Source organism: Pseudomonas lactis, from assembly GCF_001439845.1.
GTDB lineage: Bacteria > Pseudomonadota > Gammaproteobacteria > Pseudomonadales > Pseudomonadaceae > Aquipseudomonas > Aquipseudomonas lactis.
Window position 1 is genome coordinate 1 of record NZ_JYLO01000004.1, and the last position, 19,101, is coordinate 19,101.

The window sequence follows — 19,101 nt, forward strand, 5'->3', positions numbered from 1 at the left end:
TCTTGATCTGCTTTTGATCTCAGGCGCCCCGTCAAACCACGCTGGCCGGAATTCGACAGGGATTTGGGGGGCAAACCGGCAGGGATGCCGGTTTAGCCGCCCCGCGCCATGGATGGCGCGTGGCGGCGGCCCCCCAAATCACTGGCGGATTACGGGCACACCGAGCCTAAGCGAGGTGCCGAGTGGTGGGGCAAGAGCGCTTTGCTTACTTTCGCGCTTTTCGAAAGTGAGACGCCGTCAGGGCGGAACCCTAAGTGGCCGTTACCGCAGGAATGGATATGTACCCGGTATAACTCGTCGCCTGTTAGGCCGTCTTCGCGAGCAAGCCAGCTCCCACAGTTGGATCGTGGGTATCAGGTAGATAGGTGTCGGCTTTCAGGCCGCCATCGCAGGCAAGCCAGCTCCCACATTTGGATCGCGGGGTGTCAGGTAGGTAGGTGTCGGCTGGCAGGCCGACATCGCAGGCAAGCCAGCTCCCACATTTGGATCGCGGGGTGTCAGGTAGATAGGCTTCGGCTGTCAGGCCGCCATCGCAGGCAGCTTCCACAGTTTGATTGCGGGGCACCAACGTTGAACCTCCCGCTTGAGCCTTCAGGGCCAGAGGCCTTACGGTGCCAAAGGAGCAACGTTTCTCTATGATGTGGCCTTTGACTGAACATCCCTGGAACCGCCCATGCCCCCCCTCACCTTGCGCAACGCCCTGCCCACCGACGCCGCACGCTGCTTTGAAATCGAAACCAGCGCCTACGAAGGTGACGAAGCCGCAACGCTTGCAACAAATCGCCACGCGCATCGCGCAGTATCCTCAAGGCTTTTTGATCCTCGAGGAAGATGGCGCAGTGGTGGGTTTCATCAACTCAGGCTGCGCCCATGAGGTGGTGATGTCGGACGAGGCCTTCAAGGAGTTGGTGGGCCATGTGGCCGAGGCGCCGAATGTGGTGATCATGTCGGTGGTGGTCGACCCGTCCCATCAAGGCAAAGGCTATGCAAAAAAGCTGATGACGGCGTTCGTGCAACACATGAGGATAATGGGCAAGCAGACGATCCACCTGATGTGCAAGGAACAGCATGTGCCGCTGTACCGCCGCATGGGCTACACCTACGTACAACCTTCGCCGTCGGATCACGGCGGGATGGCGTGGCATGAAATGACAATGACTCTCTAAGAGCACACCGTCGCAAGCGCGATCATGTTTATGTTTCCAAGCGTGACGCCGCCAAAAGCTGCACCGCGAACAAATGCGTTGCAACAGGTAAAAAACCTGGATTTATCGGCACTGTCCGACGCCAGGCCGTAGCGCTGCAAACGCTCTGCGAGACTCTGCCTACAGCCAATCCCTCTCTCGGCACCCTCGACCCCGCAGCGATTTCATTCCGTTACATTCATTCCGAATGGGCCTCGTTGAGCATCCCCAAACCGCGCGCTAACCTGCGAAACACCCAGCCAGGGCCAGGTCCTGGCGGGTCAATTCATTCGCTACCAAAGAGGTGCAGCCATGACTTCAATCAAGAGTTCCGTCCCCTTCACACCGGCATACCCGCCCGTTGACAAAGGTCATATCGACAGTGGTCAAGCCAGGCATAACCCTCTGGATAAAACAGCCGGGGAAGACGCAGAAATAGCCAATGGCAAAGGCGGCTGGAAAAACGCCAGCAAAGACTATAGAAGCCACGCCAACCGCACTCGGTTGGAACACAACTTCCTGCCTTCGGACAAGAAGATCGTCGATGACACTCAGGCCAACGCCGCCATCCGGCACCCCAACACCGCCTTCGGGCCTGCCGTCTCGCCTGCGGATCACACTGGCGTCGACAGCTCTCAGGTCAATGCCCATCGTGAACCGATCAACTTCGAAATAACGCCCGACGGCAACGGTGGTTGGACCAAGTTGTGACAACCCACTGTTTTCTGCCTAAGCCGCCGTAACACGCAGGGCTTTGCCGAACAACCGCCCCCATGGGTTGCACCCTGGAAGGTATAGCTCGGCGAGCCCAACGACGCTTACCCATGCCGATGTACAGGACGCCCTCAAAGGCGGCTTGACGAAGGGTGATTGCTGGTATTAAGCGTCTGTCCCTTGGCGAATAGGCGCCATGGCACTGGTCATCGACCTCGCGTTGACAGCAGTTTTCTCAGCACGCCATATTCACGTTTGATCAACTGATGCACCGTGTCCCTGTTCGCTGTTGGTTTGTCGGACCGCTCATCCCTTTTCTCACTGATTTTCAATAATGCGTCAGCACATCCGTGCGCTTTAAAATAATCCTCGGTATTAACCCGTGGCAACGGAATCAACCCACCACGGCGGCTATCAAACACAACACCTTTTACTTCATAGGCTTTCAAGACCTGCTTAAGCCCGCCATCGAAGCTTATAAACATCGGTATAAAAAAGTCTCCCATGCCTTGAGACATGATCAATGTCTCCATGAGCCGTGGCGCCGCCATGTCCCACGCAATATTGTCGAGTTTTTTCAATAGCCTTCTGGGTGCCTTTTGGCTTTTTTTTATTTTTTCCAACATCGAAATTAACCGAGGATCAACAAAATACTTATGTGCAACAATCGCCTCACGGTCCAAATAAACGCCAACCACGTCATTAACATAATCAAAAAATTCGGAAATTTTATGCTTTGCCGACTTATTAGATGACAATTGAATCTTCACCATCCCAATCACTTGCAACAAGATGACACGTTGCATCAAGGCAAAACTCAGAACCTGCGCACGCCCTTCTTCAGAAGCATAATAGCTGTGGCTGAAATTAATCGCCCTGCGGGCGGCCTCTCGGTGGGTGAACCTCGGTTTAGGATTAGAGGTGCGTTTGTATTCAGCGCAATCGATGCTTCTGAACAGCTGAAGACTGACCAAGTTATTCCTGAATTTTTTACTTAACGTCTTCCAAAACTTCAAGGGTGAATACGCAGCGCACTGGTGAATATTTTTCACCTCTTTTACGTTCTCCGCCATGTAGTAAAAATAATCAAAGTTCAGATCATCATTCAAAATATCATCGACAAACGCGACCACTCTGTGATGCATGGTTTTTAACGGACGCCCGCGCATCAACGCATCCACATACGAGGCCATATTAGTATCAAACATCAAACTATAGTCGATTTTAAAGTCCGCACGCCCTTGCTGATGATAGGAAAACAGAATCCTGTCATTCAAAAAATAGACTTCCCCACCTGAAAAATAGGGAACCAGTACCGCCTCATCGCCTTTCGCATACTTTTTTACGGCGCCTGGAATATTCGCCCGCTTATAATCTTCCAAGGCAACAATAGCGGTGATAGTTCCTTTCAAGCCAGTCGACATCCAGATCTGATCTACTTCTGAAGCGCTCCGGGCCTTGGATAACAAATAGGCAAGCTTCTCTACTCCTGGCAACTCTCTCACAAAATAAAATCCTTACATCAGATAAAACATCGTCCCTCACACTAAAAACACCCAGTTTCCAGATTTGAATTGGGGGCACATCCGTTGACTTGCTTACCAACTACCAGACGCCCCACCGCCGCCACTGGAACCGCCACCGCTCGACGAACTACTGCTGGAACTGGAGCTGCTGGAACTTGAACTGGACCCACCGCCGGAGCCAGAACCTTCGCCGACCTTGCCAAAGATAATCAGCGCGACAAACGACGCGATAGGAAATGCCAGCAACCAGGCGTCGCGATCGCCGTCCATTACCTGCCCCGCCACCCCGTACACGGCCACCGCCGCCAGCAGTCGTACGGCAAAACCTGCGCGGCTGGTGCGCCATGTCTCCCTCATGAGCAGCAGTAGCACCAGGTACAACCCCAGCACCACCAAGACGCCCAGGGGCCACAGCAGCCAATGGATGAAACTGACATCCACATACTGGTTTGCTACTACCAGTCCGAGGATGTAAGCCAGCAACCCGATCACGCCGTAAAACAGCGTGCGCACCTGCCACAACGCGCCGAATAGCGCGCCGCCAATCAACAAGGTCAGCGGCATTGCAAACAGGAACATCGGCCAGTCTCGACCGCCGGCCAATACCGTCAGCAACAGCGTGGCCGCCACCGCGAGGATCAAGGCCCTGCGCCAGTGCAACTTGCCGGCGGCGATCAACACACCGGCGAGCGCACCCAGGACAAACGCCGCCAATATCGCGAAAAATTGCGGGTTGATCCCCGGCCCGGCCACTTCAGGCAGGTCGCCGCCGTCCACCAGTACCACCAGCGCGTTCACGCCTTGCTGGATGCCACCGGCAAAATCGCCCTGACGAAACGCTGGAGTGAGGCGTTCTTCAATGATGCGATGGGCCAGTAGATCGGTAACGATGCCTTCCAGGCCATAACCCACCTCGATGCGCACTGTGCGGTCGGCTTTGGCCACCACCAGCAGGATGCCGTCGTTGACGTCCTGGCGCCCCAGCTTCCAGGCGCGGAACAGTTGGTTGGCATAGTCTTCGATGCCACTGCCGCCGGTAGTCGGCACCAGCAATACGGCCACTTGCGCGCCTTTGCGTTGTTCAAGGTCGGCGAGTTGTTGCTTGAGGCGCAGCACGGTGCCCGAGTCGAGGGTGTTGGTCAGGTCAATGACCCGCTGATCAAGGGCTACCCCAATCGGCGAGGTGTCCGCATGAGCGGTGATCAACAGGCTGGAAAATACCAAGGCCAGTAGGCTGAACACCGATTGCCGCACAAGCACGATCATGTATGGTTACCTGAAGTCTCTCCCTGAAGGCGCCGACTTTACCTTATCTGCGTGCAAACGCGTGACCCAGGGCCTGCGACTATCTAAACTGCCGATAAGCTGCATAGCAATAAGCCATCTACGGGACGCCCATGGACCTAAGTCACCGCAACAATGTACATGTGATGGGCAACGGTCCCTCGACGCTGGTGTTTTCCCACGGCTTTGGTTGCAACCAGGCCATGTGGAATGCCTTGGCACCGCACTTTCTCGAGCGCTTTCGCGTGGTGCTGTATGACCTGGTCGGCGCCGGCCTGTCAGACTTGAGTGCGTTCGACAAAGTCAAATACAGCCGCCTGGATGGCTATGCCCATGACCTGAACGAGATTATCGACGCCTATGCCCAAGGCCCGGTGATTCTGGTGGGCCACTCGGTCAGCGCGATGATCGGCACCCTCGCCGACCGTTTCCTCCCGGGCCGCATTGCCGCACACGTGATGATTGGCCCATCGCCACGCTATATCGATACCGAGGAATATGTCGGCGGTTTCCAGCGCGACGACATCGACGACCTGCTCGACACCCTCGACAGCAACTACCTGGGCTGGTCCAGCGCCATGGCCCCGGTGATCATGGGCGCCCCGACGCAGCCGCACCTGAGCGAGGCGCTCACCGAGAGCTTCTGCCGCACCGAGCCGGACATCGCCAAGCAGTTCGCCCGCGTGACCTTCCTCTCGGATAACCGCCAGGATGTGTTCGGCCTGACCACCCCGGTACTCATCCTGCAATCGACCGACGACCTGATCGCCCCCGTGGCCGTGGGTGAATACCTGCACGCCGTACTACCTAACAGCACTTATTGCCTGGTCGAGAATGTCGGCCATTGCCCGCATATGAGCGCCCCCCAGGCGTGTGCAACGGCGATGGACCGGTTCCTGGCCCCTTGGGCGGCTGCCGATGCCCGTTGACCCGCTGTTTGACAGCGCGGCGTGTGCCCTGGCGGTGACCCAGGAAGATGGCACGATCCTGCACGTCAACCCGCGCTTGTGCGACTGGCTGGGCTTTACTGCGGCCCAGCTGCTGGGCCGGCGTTTCCAGGACCTGCTGGCCATGGGCGGGCGGATTTTTTACCAGACGCACCTGGCGCCGATGCTGCGTATGCATGGCAGCGTCACCGAGGTGAAGCTCGACATCCGTCATTGCAACGGGCACAAAGTCACGGTCTTGCTCAACGCCAACCGGCGCCAGCAGCCCGACGGCGTGGTGTATGACTTGGCGCTGTTCGGCACCACCGACCGTGACAAGTACGAGCGTGAGCTGCTCAATGCCCACAAGCAGGCTGAAGCCCTGCTGCAGGAAAAAACTGCTACGGAACTGGCCCTGCAACAGGCCCAGGCCGAACTGAGCGAGGCCTATGCCATTGCCCAGCGCCGGGCGTTGTTTGCCGAACAGATGGTGGCGATTGTCAGCCATGACCTGAAAAACCCACTCACCGCGATCCGCATGGCCTCCGACTTTCTCCAGCGTGGCGAGCGCACGGCCAAGGAGCGCCAGCTGTTGGGGCACATCGGCCAGTCGGCCGAACGCGCCCACCGCATGATCGCCGACCTGCTGGACTTCACCCAGGCCCGGGTCGGCCAGGGCATTACCATCAAGCCGCAACCGCTGGACCTGCACAGCGTTATTCATCGCAGCGTCGACGAACTGCGGGTGGCCTTCCCCAAGGCCACGCTGGTGCATCACGGCGAGGGCCAGGGCGATGCGTGCCTGGACGCCGACCGCGTGCAACAGATGATCGGTAACCTGGTGGCCAACAGCGTGGCCTATGGCGACTTGCTGCAGCCGATCACCATTACCTCGCGCCTGGGCGATAACACCTGCGAGGTTGCAGTGCACAACCACGGCCCGGCGATACCCCAAGCCTTGCTGGCCGGGTTGTTCGAACCCATGACCCGCGGCACCGACCAGGGCAGCGACGTGCGCAGCGTGGGCCTGGGCCTGTATATCGTGCGTGAACTGGCCAGGGTGCATGGCGGCGATGTGGCAGTGAGTTCCTGTGAGGCACGCGGCACAACCTTCACTGTGACGTTCTAAACGTAGGAGCGAGCTTGCTCGCGAAAAACTCACAGACGCCGCGTTTATTCAGGCAGTACGCGTTATTGTTGGCGTTTTTCGCGAGCAAGCTCGCTCCTACAGGGGGTTGATGGGTCATGCTTATTGTATTCAGCGGTTTGCCGGGCAGTGGCAAGACCACGATTGCCAGGGAGCTGGCGCGACAGGTGGGCGCGGTTTACCTGCGTATCGATGTGATCGAGCAGGCGCTGCGCGAGGCCGGTGCGTTGGCGGGCGATGTGGGGGCCAGTGGCTACGGTGTGGCGAATGCGCTGGCGCTGAGTAACCTGCGCCTGGGGCAGCGGGTGATCGCCGATTGTGTAAACCCGGTGAAGGAAAGCCGTGATGCCTGGCAAGCGGTGGCGACAGCGGCCGGTGTGGCGCTGATCAATATCGAGGTGGTGTGTACCGATCAGCAGGCGCATCGGCGTCGAGTCGAAGGGCGTGTGGGCGATATTACCGGGCTGGTGCCGCCGACCTGGGAATCGGTGCAGGCGCATGAGTACGAACGCTGGGAAACCCCACCGTTCAGGCTGGATACGGCGCAGATGACGCCGGCAGAGGCTGTCGCGGCAGCCTTGCTCCGTATAGGCTAAAACCCACCTGTGGCGAGGGAGCTTGCTCCCTCACCACACTCTTTAGAAGTTACCGCGCAGCGCCTCAAGCCCGCCTTCGTAGACACCGGTAAACAACTCCTCTACCTGCGCCTCGGTGGTACCCGCTGCCGGCGTGAACACCCCGGACCAGGTGACTTTCGCCGAGGTGTCTGTCAACGCTTCAACCTGCAAGGTCGCCAGGTAAGCACTCACCGGAAACGGCGACGCTTCAATGGTGTAGCTGTAGGTGCGCGCCACGTTGTCGAAGGTCTGCAAACGCTCGACAATCGCGCCGCCGTCAGCGGTGGTCAGGTGACGCACACGGCCACCCTCGCTCGGCTCGCTCTTGGCAATAAAAGGCAGCCAGTCGGGCAGGCTGTTGAAGCCGCCAATCAATTGCCAGACTTGGTCGGCCGGCACCGCAATTTCAATCACAGAAGACGCTGTTGCCACGATCAATACTCCAGTCAGGAAAAATCAGATTGCCATGCTGTCGACAACGCCACCGTCGACCCGCAGCGCGGCACCGGTTGTCGCCGAAGACAGCGGTGAAGCAATGTACGCCACCAGGTTCGCCACTTCATCCACATTGGCCGCACGCTGGATGATCGAGGTGGGCCGCGCGTGGCGCACAAACACATCCGCTTCTTCTCGGGCACTGCGCCCGGATTCGGCCGTGGCGTCCTTGAGCATGTGTTCCAGGCCATCAGTAAAGGTCGGCCCAGGCAAGATAGCATTCACCGTCACCCCGGTCCCCGCCAGGCGCTTGGCCAGGCCGTGGGACACCGCCAGGTTGGCGCTTTTGGTCACTCCGTAGTTGATCATGTCGGCCGGCGTCGCCACGCCAGACTCCGACGACACGAAGATCACCCGGCCCCAACCCTGCTCGACCATGCCCGGCACATAATGGCGCGCCAGGCGCACGCCGGAGATCACATTGACCTCATAGAAGCGCGCCCACTCACTGTCCGGCGCGTCGAAGAAATCCACCGCGTCGAAGATGCCCAGGTTGTTGACCAGAATGTCGGCGCGGGGTTCGGCGGCGAAGAGTTTCTGTGCGCCTTCAACGGTCCCGAGGTCGGCCACCACACCACGCAGTTGAGCAGCGGGAACCGCCTGGCGAATGCTGGCCAAGGCGTCGTCCACCTTGCCTGCATCACGCCCGATCACCACCACCGTGGCACCCGATTGCGCCAGGGCCTGGCTGATGCCCAGGCCGATACCGGCGGTGCTGCCGCTGACAATAGCCACTTTGCCGCTTACATCAATTTTCATGCTCAAGCTCCTTAACGTGAGAGAGGCAAAGGCGCACGGTCCGAGATCAAGCGGGCCTCGCGCAACGCTTGCCAGAAGGCTGCTGGAATCTGTTCAGACAACGCCGCAACGTCTTCGGCAATCCGCCCTGGACGACTGGCACCGGGAATCACCGCCGCCACTGCCGGATGCGCCAGTGAAAACTGTAGCGCAGCGGCCTTGATGCTGACGCCAAACGCTTGGGCAATCACCTTGATCTGCTCGACCTTGGCAATGATCGCTGGGCTGGCTTGCTGGTATTCAAAATGCGCACCGCCAGCGAGGATGCCGGAGCTATACGGGCCACCGACGACGATCTCCACCTGCTGGGCGTGGGCGGCGTCCATCAGGCGCTGCAAGGCGCGGTCGTGATCCAGCAGCGTGTAGCGCCCCGCCAGCAGAAAACCGTCAGGCTGGGCTTCGATCAGGTCCAGGGTCAACTCGCAGGGTTCGACACGGTTGACGCCCAGCCCCCACGCCTTGATCACACCTTGCTCGCGCAGGCGGGTGAGTACTTTGAAGGCGCCAGTGCGGGCCTGGTTGAAGTATTCCAGCCATTGGTCGCCGTAAAAATCCTGGGCGATGTCGTGAACCCACACGATGTCCAGGCGATCGGTTTGCAGGCGTGTCAGGCTGTCTTCAATGGAGCGCAGGGTGGCGTCGGTGCTGTAGTCATTGAGTATTTTATTGCGGCGGCCGTGTTCGAATACGCCGCTTTTTTCGCCAAGGTCACGGGCGGTTTCTTCGACTTCATCGAGAATCACCCGGCCGACCTTGGTGCTGAGCACGTAGTCATCGCGGTGATAGTTGGACAGCGCCTGGCCCAAGCGCATTTCCGACAGGCCCGAGCCGTAGAACGGCGCGGTATCGAAGTAACGCACGCCCTGTCTCCAGGCGGCCTCGACGGTGGCCTGGGCTTCTTCTTCGGGGATCGCGCGAAACATATTACCCAAGGGGGCGGTGCCAAAGCCCAGTGCGCCGGGCAGTGTGTCTTTCAAGCTCATGGTGGTTCCTCAATCGGTGCGAGGTCGCTGTGACCGTTGAGCAGATGCTAGATTGCGCTGATCAGACCGTCCAAGACATACTGCGACCTACTTGAGTCCTTGCAGGTCTTACATGATTGATCTACGGCAGTTGCGCTACTTCGAAGTGGTGGCTGAAGAAGAACACGTCGGCCGCGCCGCCGAGCGCTTGCACATTTCTCAATCGCCTCTGAGCCGGCAGATCGCCCAGCTCGAGGAACGCCTGGGCCTGACCCTGTTCGAACGCAGCCAGCAGCGTATCCGCTTGACCCGCGATGGCCAGACCTTCCTGGCCGAAACCAAGGCATTGCTGACCCATGCCAACCGCCTGGAGTCTCTGGGCAAGCGCCTGGGCCGTGGGGAAGAAGGCGGTTTGTGCATCGGTTATATCGAGAACGCCATGCACGCCGGTGTCCTGCCCAACGCCTTGCGCATACTGCGCGACGACCGGCCCGCCGTGCATATCAAGCTGTATAACCTGCCCTCCTTGGAACAATCGGAAGGTTTGCGCCAACGCAGCCTGGACATCGCCCTGGTGAGCGAACCACCCGCCGCCGATGACCCGGACCTGACCGCCTGGCAAGTCCTCGACGACCCGATGCTGCTGGCCCTGCCCGAACAGCATCCGCTGGCTCGACAACGCGAACTGTTGCCCGAACACCTGGCCGACCAACAATGGATCGGCGTGCAACGCAAACCTGGCGCCAACCCGGCTGACGATTTCGTCGCCGCCTGCATCCGCGCCGGTTTCACCCCGCAGATCCCCATGGAGGCCAGTGAGCCCTTTACCGCATTGGGCCTGGTGGCGTCAGGGCTGGGGGTGGCGATGGTGCAAAAGGGCCTGAGCCGCAACGCACCGCCCGGCGTGGTGTTGCGCGAGCTGCCGTGGCTGGCCTACACCACACCACTGTGGGCGGCCTGGCATCGCGTCAACTTGAGGCCATTAGTGGAAACCTTTCGCAAGGTGCTGACCGACTGATCGTTCCCACGCTCCGCGTGGGAATGCATCCCATGACGCTCCGCGTCACTAAACGGCGGGACGCGGAGCGTCCGCGGCGGCGTTCCCACGCAGAGCGTGGGAACGATCAATCAGAGCGCTTCGCGCAAGCGATACCACAACATCCCCAACGCCAGCAGCGGCGAGCGCAGTGCCTTGCCACCGGGAAAGGTCATGTGTGGCACCTGGCTGAAGATATCCAGGCCCTGGCTTGCGCCCGCATGTATCCCTTCAGCCAGCAACCGTGCGCACCAGTGCGTCACGTTCAAGCCGTGGCCGGAATAGCCTTGGGCATAGAACACGTTCGGGTACTGCTTGAGCCGCCCGACCTGGGGAAAGCGGTTGGCGGTGATGCCGATCTTGCCGCCCCACTGGAACTCGATAGCCGTGCTGGCCAACTGTGGGAACACCTTGAGCATTTTCGGGCGCATGTACGCGGCGATGTCCTGGGGGTCGCGCCCCGAGTAGTGGCAGGCACCGCCGAACAACAGGCGCCGGTCGGCAGTCAACCGGTAGTAATCCAGGCCGACTTTCTGGTCGCACAGCGCCAGGTTCTGTGGGATCAACTGCTGGGCCAAAGGCTCAGGCAGTGGCTCGGTGGCGATGATGTAGCTGCCCGCCGGCAGTACCTTGCCGCTCAAGCGCGGCTCCAGCTCTTCAAGATGAGCATTGCATGCCAGCACCAGGTTGGCTGCGCGCACGCTGCCGCCTGCGCAGCGCACTTGCACCGTCTCGCCATGGATCAGCTCCAGCACCGGGCTGTGCTCAAAGATACGCACGCCAAGGGCCTCGGCCGCCTGCGCTTCGCCCAATACCAGGTTGAGCGGGTGAAGATGGCCGGAGCCCATGTCGACTAAGCCGCCGGCATATACCGTCGAGCCCACCACCTGCGACATGTCTTGTGGGCCGACCAGTCGCGTTTCATGCGCATACCCCATGGCCGCCAGGTGCGCCTGTTCGCCCTTGAACGCGGCAAACTGCGCCGGGGTGTTAGCCAGTTCGCAAAAACCCCAGCGCAGGTCACAGTCGATGCCGTGCTCGGCAATGCGCTGGCCCACCAGGGCGACCGAGTCGATACCGGCCCGCTCCATATAGCGCACGCCCTCCTCGCCCACGTATTTGGCAAACCCGGAGACATCATGACCAATACCCCGAATTAATTGCCCGCCGTTGCGCCCGCTGGCGCCCCAACCGATGCGGCGCGCCTCCAGCAGGATCACCGAAAACCCGCGCTGGGCCAGTTCAATGGCGGTGTTGACCCCGGTAAAGCCGCCGCCGATCACACACACATCGGCGCTCAGGTCTGCCTCAAGTGCGGGCCGCTGCGCCATGGCATTCGCCGAAGCGCGGTAATAGGACGGGGCATGTTCATTGGGCTGAATCATCGGTTGGACTTCACTTTGCTCCAGGCGCGGGTCATCACGCGCATGGTCGCCGGCGTGGGCGTGGTGGAAATATAGAGTTTGTCGAGTACCTCCTGGGGCGGGTACACCTCAGGGTTGTTCACCAGTTCGGGGGCCATGAACGGCTTGGCGGCCGGGTTGGCGTTGGCATAGCCCACCGAGGCGCTGACCTTGGCAATCACCTCGGGCTCCAGCAGGTAGTTGATGAACGCATGGGCTTCTTTAGGGTTGCTCGCGTCGGCCGGAACCGCCAGCAGGTCGAACCACAGGTTGGCGCCTTCCTTGGGGATCGAATACGCAATGTTCACCCCGTTCTTGGCTTCCTTGGCGCGGTTGGCGGCCTGGAACACATCGCCGGAATAACCGAAGGCCACACAGATATTGCCGTTGGCCAGGTCCGAGATGTACTTGGATGAGTGGAAATAGGTGATGTACGGCCGCAACGTCAGCAGCTTGGCTTCGGCCTGCTTGTAGTCCTCGGCATTCTCGCTGCGTGGGTCCTTGCCCATGTAGTTGAGGATCGCCGGGAACAACTCATCCGCCGAATCGAGGAAGGCCACGCCGCATTCATGCAGCTTCTTGATATTTTCTGGCTCGAATAGCACCGCCCACGAATCGATACGGTCGATACCCAGCACTTGCTTGACCTTGTCGACGTTATAGCCAATGCCATTGGTGCCCCACAGGTACGGCACCGAGTGCGTATTACCGGGGTCGTTCTGTTCCAGCAACTTCAGCAACTTGGGGTCCAGGTTCTTGAAGTTGGGCAACTGCGCGCGGTCGAGCTTGAGGAACGCACCGGCCTTCACCTGGCGCGCCAGGAAGTGGTTGGACGGCACCACCACGTCATACCCGGTGCGCCCGGCCAGCAACTTGCCCTCCAGGGTTTCGTTGGAGTCGAACACATCGTAGACCACCTTGATACCGGTCTTGGCCTGGAAGTCCGCCAAGGTGGTCTCGCCAATGTAATCGGTCCAGTTGTAGACACTCACCGTCGGTGCAGCCTGGCCGGCACTGCTGAACGCCGCGGCCAGGGCCAGTGGGAGAAGTTTGTTCACAAGACGCATATCGTCACCCCTTTTATGCTTGTTTTTTAGACGCTCAACAGCAGGAACTCACGCTCCCAGGAACTGATCACCCGCTTGAAGTTTTCATGCTCGGCGCGTTTGACCGCCACGTAGCCGCGCACGAATTTCTCGCCCAGGTACTGCTTGACCGTGTCGCAATCCTCCATGCGCGCCAGTGCATCTTCGAGGGTGAACGGCAGGCGCAGGTTGCGGCGCTCATAGGCGCGGCCTTCCACCGGGGCACTGGGTTCGATGTGCTCGATCATCCCCAGATAACCACACAGCAGGCTCGCGGCAATGGCCAGGTACGGGTTGGCATCGGCCCCCGGCAGGCGGTTTTCCACGCGCATCGCCTCCGGGCTGGACGTAGGCACGCGCAAGCCGACGGTGCGGTTCTCTTCGCCCCATTCGACGTTGACCGGCGCCGAGGTGTCCGGCAGGAAGCGGCGGAACGAGTTCACATTGGGCGCAAACATCGGCAACAGCATGGGGATGTACTTCTGCAAGCCGCCGATGTGATGCAAAAACAGCGGGCTCATGGCGCCATCGGCATCCACGAACACCGGTTTGCCGGTGGCAATCTCCACCACGCTCTGGTGCAAATGCATGGCGCTGCCCGGCTCATCGGCCACCGGCTTGGCCATGAAGGTGGCGGCGACGTTGTGCTTGAGGGCGGCCTCGCGCAAGGTGCGCTTGAATACCGTGATCTGGTCGGCCAGGTCCAGGGCGTCGCCGTGGCGGAAGTTGATTTCCATCTGCGCCGGGCCGTCTTCGTGGATCAACGTATCGAGGTCCAGGCCCTGGGCTTCGCACCAGTCATAGACATCTTCGAACAGCGGGTCGAATTCGTTGGCCGCATCGATAGAGAACGACTGGCGCCCGGTTTCGGCACGGCCGGAACGGCCAATCGGGGTTTTCAGTGGCAGGTCCGGGTCTTCGCAACGCTGGGTGAGGTAGAACTCCATTTCCGGCGCCACGATCGGCTGCCAGCCTTGGTCGGTGTAGAGCTGCAGGACTTTCTTCAACACATTGCGCGGCGACAGCTCGATGGGGTTGCCCTGCTTGTCGAAGGTGTCGTGGATCACGATGGCGGTGGGTTCTATGGCCCACGGCACCACGTAAGTGGCGTTGGCTGCCGGGCGGCAGATCATGTCGATATCGGCTGGGTCCAGCAGGTCGTAGTAGATATCGTCGTCGACAAAGTCCCCGGTTACCGTTTGCAGAAGCACACTTTCCGGCAGGCGCATGCCTCGCTCATGCAGGAACTTGTTGGTGGGTGCGATCTTGCCGCGTGCGATGCCAGTCAAGTCACTGATCACGCATTCGACCTCGGTAATCTTGTGTTCTTTCAGCCAGGTGGACAGCTGATCGAAGGGGGCGTTCATAAGGACCTCGTCTTGGGTGGGATGCGACGCCGGCTTGTACTCCCAGCGCATTGAGGTCTATCTTGGGCCAGCCTTGAAACGGCATCTATCCACTTTGCACGCGGCACAACGCACCAATAGAGTGCGCACGGATCACCCATGACACAGGCAACCGCTTTGCGCGTACAGGCCTTCGCCACCGGCGATGTGGCCGCCCAATGCAGTGCGACACCCGGCTGGGTGCAGCAGTACCAGCAGATGTCGCCGGGGCATTTTGCCGGGCAGGTGCGCTACCTCGACCTGCAAGGCGTGCAGGTTTACGAAGAGTGCATGAACACCCGCGTGGAGCAGCATTTCAACGCCCCCACCGGCGCCCTGACGTTCTGTTTCGACGCCAGTGACAACGCGCTGTACCTGCTCAATGGCGAAAGCCGCAACACCTGGATCACCCCGATCAACTACCGCGAAGTGGCGGTGGTATTCGGCCCACAGTTCGTCCAGCGCCAGGGCCTGGATATAGCCAAACTCGAAGGCTTGTTCATGGCGCCGCTGACCTGTCGGCAAAATGCGCTGTTCACTCGCTGGCTGAGCGGCACCCTTACGCGCCTGTCGGCACTGACCGACCCCATCAGCCGCGATGCCCTCACCCAGCAACTGCTCGACGACTGCCTGTTTATCCTCGATAACGCCTGCGTGTGTCTGGACCGCAGTTCGCTACAAAAGCGCAGCGAAGAACGCCGCTTGATGGCGCGCATCGGCGAATGGGCGGCGGATGCACCGGATGAAACCGCCAACCTGTTGGAACTGGCGCAGATTGCGGGTGTGCCGTTGCGCCAATTGCAGCAAGGGTTCAAGACCTACACAGGGATGAGCCCGGCGCAGTGGTTAAGGTTGCGTCGGTTGAATGGGGCGCGGCGTGAGCTATTGAGTGGCGCGGATACCACGGTGGCCGAGGTGGCGATGAATTGGTCGTTCTGGCATTTGGGGCGGTTTTCCAACAGTTATCGTGCTTTGTTCCGGGAGCTGCCCAGCGAGACGCTGAAGCGCTTTGGTTGAAGTCCAATCCCCTGTGGGAGCTGGCTTGCCTGCGATAGCGGTGGTTCAGGCAATAATTCAGCGACTGACACGCCGCTATCGCAGGCAAGCCAGCTCCCACATTCGATTAGCGGTGTGGCAGAGCCCTGCTGCATAACTTGTAAAATCCCGCCGTTATGCCTAGCTTATGCGCCCCCCGCCCAACGCTTTAAGGCCTTTACCCATGGTTTTGCGTTTTCGCCCCGTCGTCACTTCACGTTTCGCCCTCGGCCTGTTGCTCAGTGGCGGCATCGGCAGCAGCCTGGCCGCCGAGATCGAGCTGCCGACGGTAAAGGTCCAAGGCCAGGATGAGTCGGGCTACCGCAATGAAACCGCGTCGGTGGGTGGTTTTGATGAAGCGCCGCTGCTGGACACCCCCGCTTCGATCACGGTGATCAACGCCGCGCTGATCAAGGACCAGCAGGCACGCCTGCTCAGTGAAGTGCTGCGCAATGATGCCTCGGTGGGCGACAGTTACGCGCCCATTGGCTATTACGAGAATTTCGTGGTGCGTGGCTTTTCGTTGAACGCGGCCAGCAGTTACAAGATCAATGGGCGCACCATCACCGGCGAGCAGAATGTCGCCCTGGAAAACAAGCAGCAAGTGGAAGTGCTCAAGGGCCTGGCGGGTTTGCAGAGCGGCATTTCTGAGCCCAGCGGAGTGATCAACTACGTGACCAAGCGCCCCCAGGATGTGCGCTCGGTGACGGTGTCCACCGATGATCGTGGCAGTGGCTACATCGCCACCGATGTTGGCGGCTGGTTTGGCAGCGAGCAGCAGTTCGGCCTGCGCGCCAATGTCGCCCATGAAGACCTCAATTCCTATGTGGAACACGCCAACGGCCAGCGCGATTTCGTGTCCCTGGCCTTTGACTGGAACATCAGCCCCGACGCCGTGTTGCAACTGGATGCCGAATACCAGAACAAACAACAGCGCTCGGTGCCAGGTTATCAACTGCTGGGCGGCACCGAAGTGCCCCACGGCGCTTCACCGAAGAAGCTGTTGGGGCACCAGACGGGCGGCAAGCAGGTCGGGATTGATTCGCTGAACCTCAACGGCAAGTTCGAGTACCGTTTCAGCGATCAGTGGAAAGGCAGTGTCAGCGCGGCGCGTAGCAAGGTGGTGATTGATGACTACAGTTCGTTTGCCTGGGGTTGCTATGGTTCAGACAGTTGCAGTTCTACAAGCGTGCCGAACTACTTCAGCCCCGAAGGCAATTACGACGTCTACGACTACCGCAGCCCGGACGATACCCGCCGCGACGATGAAATCCAGGCGGCCATGACAGGCCTGTTCGACACCGCCGGCATTGGCCATGAACTGACGTTTGGCACCAGCGCGTTTCGCCGGGTGATCGACAAACGCAAGTCGGTCAACGAATTCATCGGCACCGCCAATATCGACCAAGAAGTGCCGAGCTTTCCCCCGACCGACAAGCCGCTGAACGACAGTCACCGCAACCTCGACAGCCGCCAGTACGGCCTGTTCGTCACCAACCGCATCCGCTTCAACGAGCAATGGCAAACCATCCTCGGCGGCCGTGAAGTGCGCCTGGACGAAAAAGCCTTCGACAGCGTCACCGGCAACCAGACACGCCACACCCAACAGTACGTGTTCCTGCCCCAGGCCTCGTTGATCTACAAGCCGGTGGACAACGTTTCGCTGTACACCAGCTACAGCAAGGGCCTGTCCCTGGGCGGCACCGCGCCGTGGTTCGCAAACAATGCCGATGAAACACTCGCTCCCACCGTCTCGCGCCAGCTCGAAGCCGGGGTGAAATACGACTGGCGCCGTATCAGCTTCGCCGCCGCCGTGTTCCAGACGCGCCAGGCTTACCAGTACGCCAAGCCCGAAGGTGGCACGTTCAACTACGTGCAACAGGGCCAGCAGAAAAACACCGGGATTGAATTGTCTGCCAACGGCTGGGCCACCGACCGTCTGCAGATCGCCACCAGCGTGGCCGCGATCCGAGCGCGGGTGAGCGGCAGCGGCACGCCGGAGTACGAAGGCCATCAGGCGATCAACGTGCCAAAGCTGCGCGCCAGTGTGTACGCCGACTACGCCCTGCCCTGGGTCAATGGCCTGGCGGTATTGGGCGGCGTGCAATACAGCGCCAAGAAGTCCGCCAATCGCACCGGCAACGTGGAAGTGGGCGACTACGCGGTGGTCAACGTCGGTAGCCGCTACACCACCAAGGTCGATGGCTACGAGACCGTGTTTCGCCTGAGCGTCGATAACCTGTTCGACAAGCGCTACTGGCGCGACGCGGGCGAGTACATGGGCGATGACTACCTGTTCCAGGGCGCGCCGTTGACGGCGCGTTTGAGTGCGTCGGTCAACTTCTGAGTAGCCGCGACGTAGCCAGCCACAACGCTGCCAAACCGCACACCAACAGGCTCCAGCCTAAATCCTGGGACCAGGTCACCAAGGCCAGCCCGCCGCCAATCACCAGGTAGTACAGCAAGCCAAACAGGGCGGCGGCGGTGCCAAGGCGGTCACGGTAATCGACCAGGGCCGCCCCCAGCACGTTGGGAATCGCCATGCCGAAGGCCAGCACCACCAACAGCATCGGCCACACCAACAGCCAGCTGTGCTGCAGGGCCAACACCAACAGGCTCCCCACCACGGCCACCGCTGCGGCGACAACCACCAACCGCTCACCGCTCAACCCACGCTTGAGCAAGGCTTTGTTCAGCCACGCCCCCAACCCGGAACCCAGCGCCAGCAACACACCGCTGTAACCGAACTCGGCGGTGGAACGCCCCTGCTGCGCGAAGACAAACGGCCCCACGCTGTAATAGCTGAACAGCGCGATATTGAACGCCGCGACCAACCCGACCGAGCGCCATACTCCGGCATCCTTGAGCATCAGGCCGAGCGTCTGGCCAAGGGCGGCGGTGGGCAAGGAGGCCGGACGGGTTTCCGGTAAGGCCCACCAACACCAGCCCCATAACACCGCCGCGAGCAGCAGCAACGTGCAGAGCACGCCGCGGTAACCGAAAAATTCCACCAGGCTCGCGCCGCTGAACAGGCCGATAGCAGGACTGGCAGCCAGCGCAATACCCATCACGGAAAACACCTGGGCCAGGTCGGCACCGTGGAAACGGTCACGCAACACCGTCTGCGTGACCACCGACCCCACCGCCGCGCCAAAAGCAGCACAGGCCTGGGCCAGCAGCAAGGCGTCGAATGTCGTCACCGTCAAGGCCAGCGCCGAAGCGCCCACATAGATTGCCAGCCCCATCAGCATCACCGGCCGCCGCCCCAGACGATCACTCAGCCGGCCCCACACCACCACGCCCAGGGCGAAGGCGAGGAAATACACCGACAAGGTCTGCCCTGCCCGTTCCGGCGCGACGTCAAAGGCGCGGCTGATATCGCCCAGGGCCGGGCTGTACAGGGTTTGGGCCAACTGCGGGAACATCAGCAGGGCCATGGTCAGCGGCAGCAAATTTTTATATGTCATCACACGATCCATCCATAAACACAACGGACGGATTCTA

16 protein-coding genes and 1 pseudogene are annotated in these 19,101 nt (G+C 60.3%); 8 read left to right on the forward strand and 9 right to left on the reverse strand.

The window, feature by feature from the left end; all coding sequences use genetic code 11:
- Positions 1–673: 673 nt before the first annotated feature.
- Positions 674–1,166 (forward strand): annotated as a pseudogene (locus tag TX24_RS07210) (GNAT family N-acetyltransferase).
- A gap of 330 nt (positions 1,167–1,496) precedes the next feature.
- Positions 1,497–1,895 (forward strand): hypothetical protein, encoded by a 399-nt coding sequence (locus tag TX24_RS07215; RefSeq protein WP_057710011.1) that lies wholly within the window; start codon positions 1,497–1,499, stop codon positions 1,893–1,895.
- A gap of 209 nt (positions 1,896–2,104) precedes the next feature.
- On the opposite strand, the gene TX24_RS07220 is transcribed toward TX24_RS07215, so the two are convergent.
- A complete protein-coding gene (locus TX24_RS07220; protein ID WP_057710012.1) occupies positions 2,105–3,403 on the reverse strand; it encodes a hypothetical protein in 1,299 nt (432 codons plus the stop codon).
- Between the two features lie 93 nt (positions 3,404–3,496).
- Positions 3,497–4,690, reverse strand: a complete 1,194-nt coding sequence (locus TX24_RS07225) for a TPM domain-containing protein (protein WP_057710013.1) — start codon at positions 4,688–4,690, stop codon at positions 3,497–3,499.
- Positions 4,691–4,821: 131 nt separating this feature from the next.
- Here TX24_RS07225 and TX24_RS07230 point away from each other — a divergent pair, with 131 nt between their 5' ends.
- The 3 genes from TX24_RS07230 to TX24_RS07240 all read left to right on the forward strand — a co-directional run bounded on the left by TX24_RS07230 (position 4,822) and on the right by TX24_RS07240 (position 7,377).
- The gene (locus TX24_RS07230; protein ID WP_057710014.1) at positions 4,822–5,637 is read left to right on the forward strand and encodes an alpha/beta fold hydrolase; all 816 of its coding nucleotides are present in this window, start codon (positions 4,822–4,824) and stop codon (positions 5,635–5,637) included.
- Complete coding sequence (locus TX24_RS07235; RefSeq protein ID WP_057710015.1) at positions 5,627–6,763, forward strand: PAS domain-containing sensor histidine kinase; 1,137 nt, start codon at positions 5,627–5,629, stop codon at positions 6,761–6,763. Before TX24_RS07230 ends, TX24_RS07235 begins: the two co-directional genes overlap by 11 nt.
- 116 nt (positions 6,764–6,879) lie before the next feature.
- Positions 6,880–7,377, forward strand: coding sequence for a P-loop nucleotide/nucleoside kinase family protein (locus tag TX24_RS07240; protein ID WP_057710016.1), 498 nt, complete (start codon positions 6,880–6,882; stop codon positions 7,375–7,377).
- Positions 7,378–7,419: 42 nt separating this feature from the next.
- Here TX24_RS07240 and TX24_RS07245 read toward each other — a convergent pair whose 3' ends face one another.
- The 3 genes from TX24_RS07245 to TX24_RS07255 are packed head-to-tail and all read right to left on the reverse strand — an operon-like array spanning position 7,420 to position 9,674.
- A complete protein-coding gene (locus tag TX24_RS07245) occupies positions 7,420–7,830 on the reverse strand; it encodes an SRPBCC family protein (RefSeq protein WP_057710017.1) in 411 nt (136 codons plus the stop codon).
- Positions 7,831–7,854: 24 nt separating this feature from the next.
- Positions 7,855–8,652, reverse strand: a complete 798-nt coding sequence (locus TX24_RS07250; RefSeq protein ID WP_020301857.1) for an SDR family NAD(P)-dependent oxidoreductase — start codon at positions 8,650–8,652, stop codon at positions 7,855–7,857.
- Between the two features lie 11 nt (positions 8,653–8,663).
- Positions 8,664–9,674, reverse strand: a complete 1,011-nt coding sequence (locus tag TX24_RS07255) for an aldo/keto reductase (RefSeq protein WP_057710018.1) — start codon at positions 9,672–9,674, stop codon at positions 8,664–8,666.
- A 112-nt stretch (positions 9,675–9,786) separates the two neighbouring features.
- On the opposite strand from TX24_RS07255, the gene TX24_RS07260 reads away from it, so the two are divergent.
- On the forward strand, positions 9,787–10,671 hold the full coding sequence (locus TX24_RS07260) for a LysR substrate-binding domain-containing protein (RefSeq protein ID WP_057710019.1): 885 nt from the start codon (positions 9,787–9,789) through the stop codon (positions 10,669–10,671).
- A gap of 110 nt (positions 10,672–10,781) precedes the next feature.
- Here the strand turns inward: TX24_RS07260 and TX24_RS07265 are convergent, their stop codons facing one another.
- Genes TX24_RS07265 through TX24_RS07275 form a run of 3 tightly spaced genes read right to left on the reverse strand, consistent with a single transcriptional unit; the run spans position 10,782 to position 14,544 of the window.
- Positions 10,782–12,074, reverse strand: coding sequence for an NAD(P)/FAD-dependent oxidoreductase (locus tag TX24_RS07265; protein WP_057710020.1), 1,293 nt, complete (start codon positions 12,072–12,074; stop codon positions 10,782–10,784).
- Positions 12,071–13,159 (reverse strand): polyamine ABC transporter substrate-binding protein, encoded by a 1,089-nt coding sequence (locus tag TX24_RS07270; protein WP_057710021.1) that lies wholly within the window; start codon positions 13,157–13,159, stop codon positions 12,071–12,073. Before TX24_RS07270 ends, TX24_RS07265 begins: the two co-directional genes overlap by 4 nt.
- A 26-nt stretch (positions 13,160–13,185) precedes the next feature.
- Positions 13,186–14,544, reverse strand: coding sequence for a glutamine synthetase family protein (locus tag TX24_RS07275; RefSeq protein ID WP_057710179.1), 1,359 nt, complete (start codon positions 14,542–14,544; stop codon positions 13,186–13,188).
- Positions 14,545–14,682: 138 nt separating this feature from the next.
- On the opposite strand from TX24_RS07275, the gene TX24_RS07280 reads away from it, so the two are divergent.
- Together TX24_RS07280 and TX24_RS07285 are read left to right on the forward strand one after the other, a co-directional pair.
- Positions 14,683–15,579 (forward strand): helix-turn-helix domain-containing protein, encoded by an 897-nt coding sequence (locus TX24_RS07280; protein WP_057710022.1) that lies wholly within the window; start codon positions 14,683–14,685, stop codon positions 15,577–15,579.
- 202 nt (positions 15,580–15,781) lie between these two features.
- A complete protein-coding gene (locus TX24_RS07285) occupies positions 15,782–17,944 on the forward strand; it encodes a TonB-dependent siderophore receptor (protein WP_057710023.1) in 2,163 nt (720 codons plus the stop codon).
- On the opposite strand, the gene TX24_RS07290 is transcribed toward TX24_RS07285, so the two are convergent.
- Positions 17,934–19,064, reverse strand: a complete 1,131-nt coding sequence (locus tag TX24_RS07290; RefSeq protein WP_003190657.1) for a multidrug effflux MFS transporter — start codon at positions 19,062–19,064, stop codon at positions 17,934–17,936. The genes TX24_RS07285 and TX24_RS07290 overlap by 11 nt on opposite strands.
- Between the last annotated feature and the right edge of the window lie 37 nt (positions 19,065–19,101).

Excerpts from the sequence above, each read along its gene's own strand:
- TX24_RS07215 (WP_057710011.1), top strand. The coding sequence starts at position 1,497 with ATGACTTCAATCAAGAGTTCCGTCCCCTTCACACCGGCATACCCGCCC.
- TX24_RS07225 (WP_057710013.1), bottom strand. The coding sequence starts at position 4,690 with ATGATCGTGCTTGTGCGGCAATCGGTGTTCAGCCTACTGGCCTTGGTA.
- TX24_RS07230 (WP_057710014.1), top strand. The coding sequence starts at position 4,822 with ATGGACCTAAGTCACCGCAACAATGTACATGTGATGGGCAACGGTCCC.
- TX24_RS07235 (WP_057710015.1), top strand. The coding sequence starts at position 5,627 with ATGCCCGTTGACCCGCTGTTTGACAGCGCGGCGTGTGCCCTGGCGGTG.
- TX24_RS07240 (WP_057710016.1), top strand. The coding sequence starts at position 6,880 with ATGCTTATTGTATTCAGCGGTTTGCCGGGCAGTGGCAAGACCACGATT.
- TX24_RS07250 (WP_020301857.1), bottom strand. The coding sequence starts at position 8,652 with ATGAAAATTGATGTAAGCGGCAAAGTGGCTATTGTCAGCGGCAGCACC.
- TX24_RS07255 (WP_057710018.1), bottom strand. The coding sequence starts at position 9,674 with ATGAGCTTGAAAGACACACTGCCCGGCGCACTGGGCTTTGGCACCGCC.
- TX24_RS07260 (WP_057710019.1), top strand. The coding sequence starts at position 9,787 with ATGATTGATCTACGGCAGTTGCGCTACTTCGAAGTGGTGGCTGAAGAA.
- TX24_RS07265 (WP_057710020.1), bottom strand. The coding sequence starts at position 12,074 with ATGATTCAGCCCAATGAACATGCCCCGTCCTATTACCGCGCTTCGGCG.
- TX24_RS07270 (WP_057710021.1), bottom strand. The coding sequence starts at position 13,159 with ATGCGTCTTGTGAACAAACTTCTCCCACTGGCCCTGGCCGCGGCGTTC.
- TX24_RS07275 (WP_057710179.1), bottom strand. The coding sequence starts at position 14,544 with ATGAACGCCCCCTTCGATCAGCTGTCCACCTGGCTGAAAGAACACAAG.
- TX24_RS07280 (WP_057710022.1), top strand. The coding sequence starts at position 14,683 with ATGACACAGGCAACCGCTTTGCGCGTACAGGCCTTCGCCACCGGCGAT.
- TX24_RS07285 (WP_057710023.1), top strand. The coding sequence starts at position 15,782 with ATGGTTTTGCGTTTTCGCCCCGTCGTCACTTCACGTTTCGCCCTCGGC.
- TX24_RS07290 (WP_003190657.1), bottom strand. The coding sequence starts at position 19,064 with ATGACATATAAAAATTTGCTGCCGCTGACCATGGCCCTGCTGATGTTC.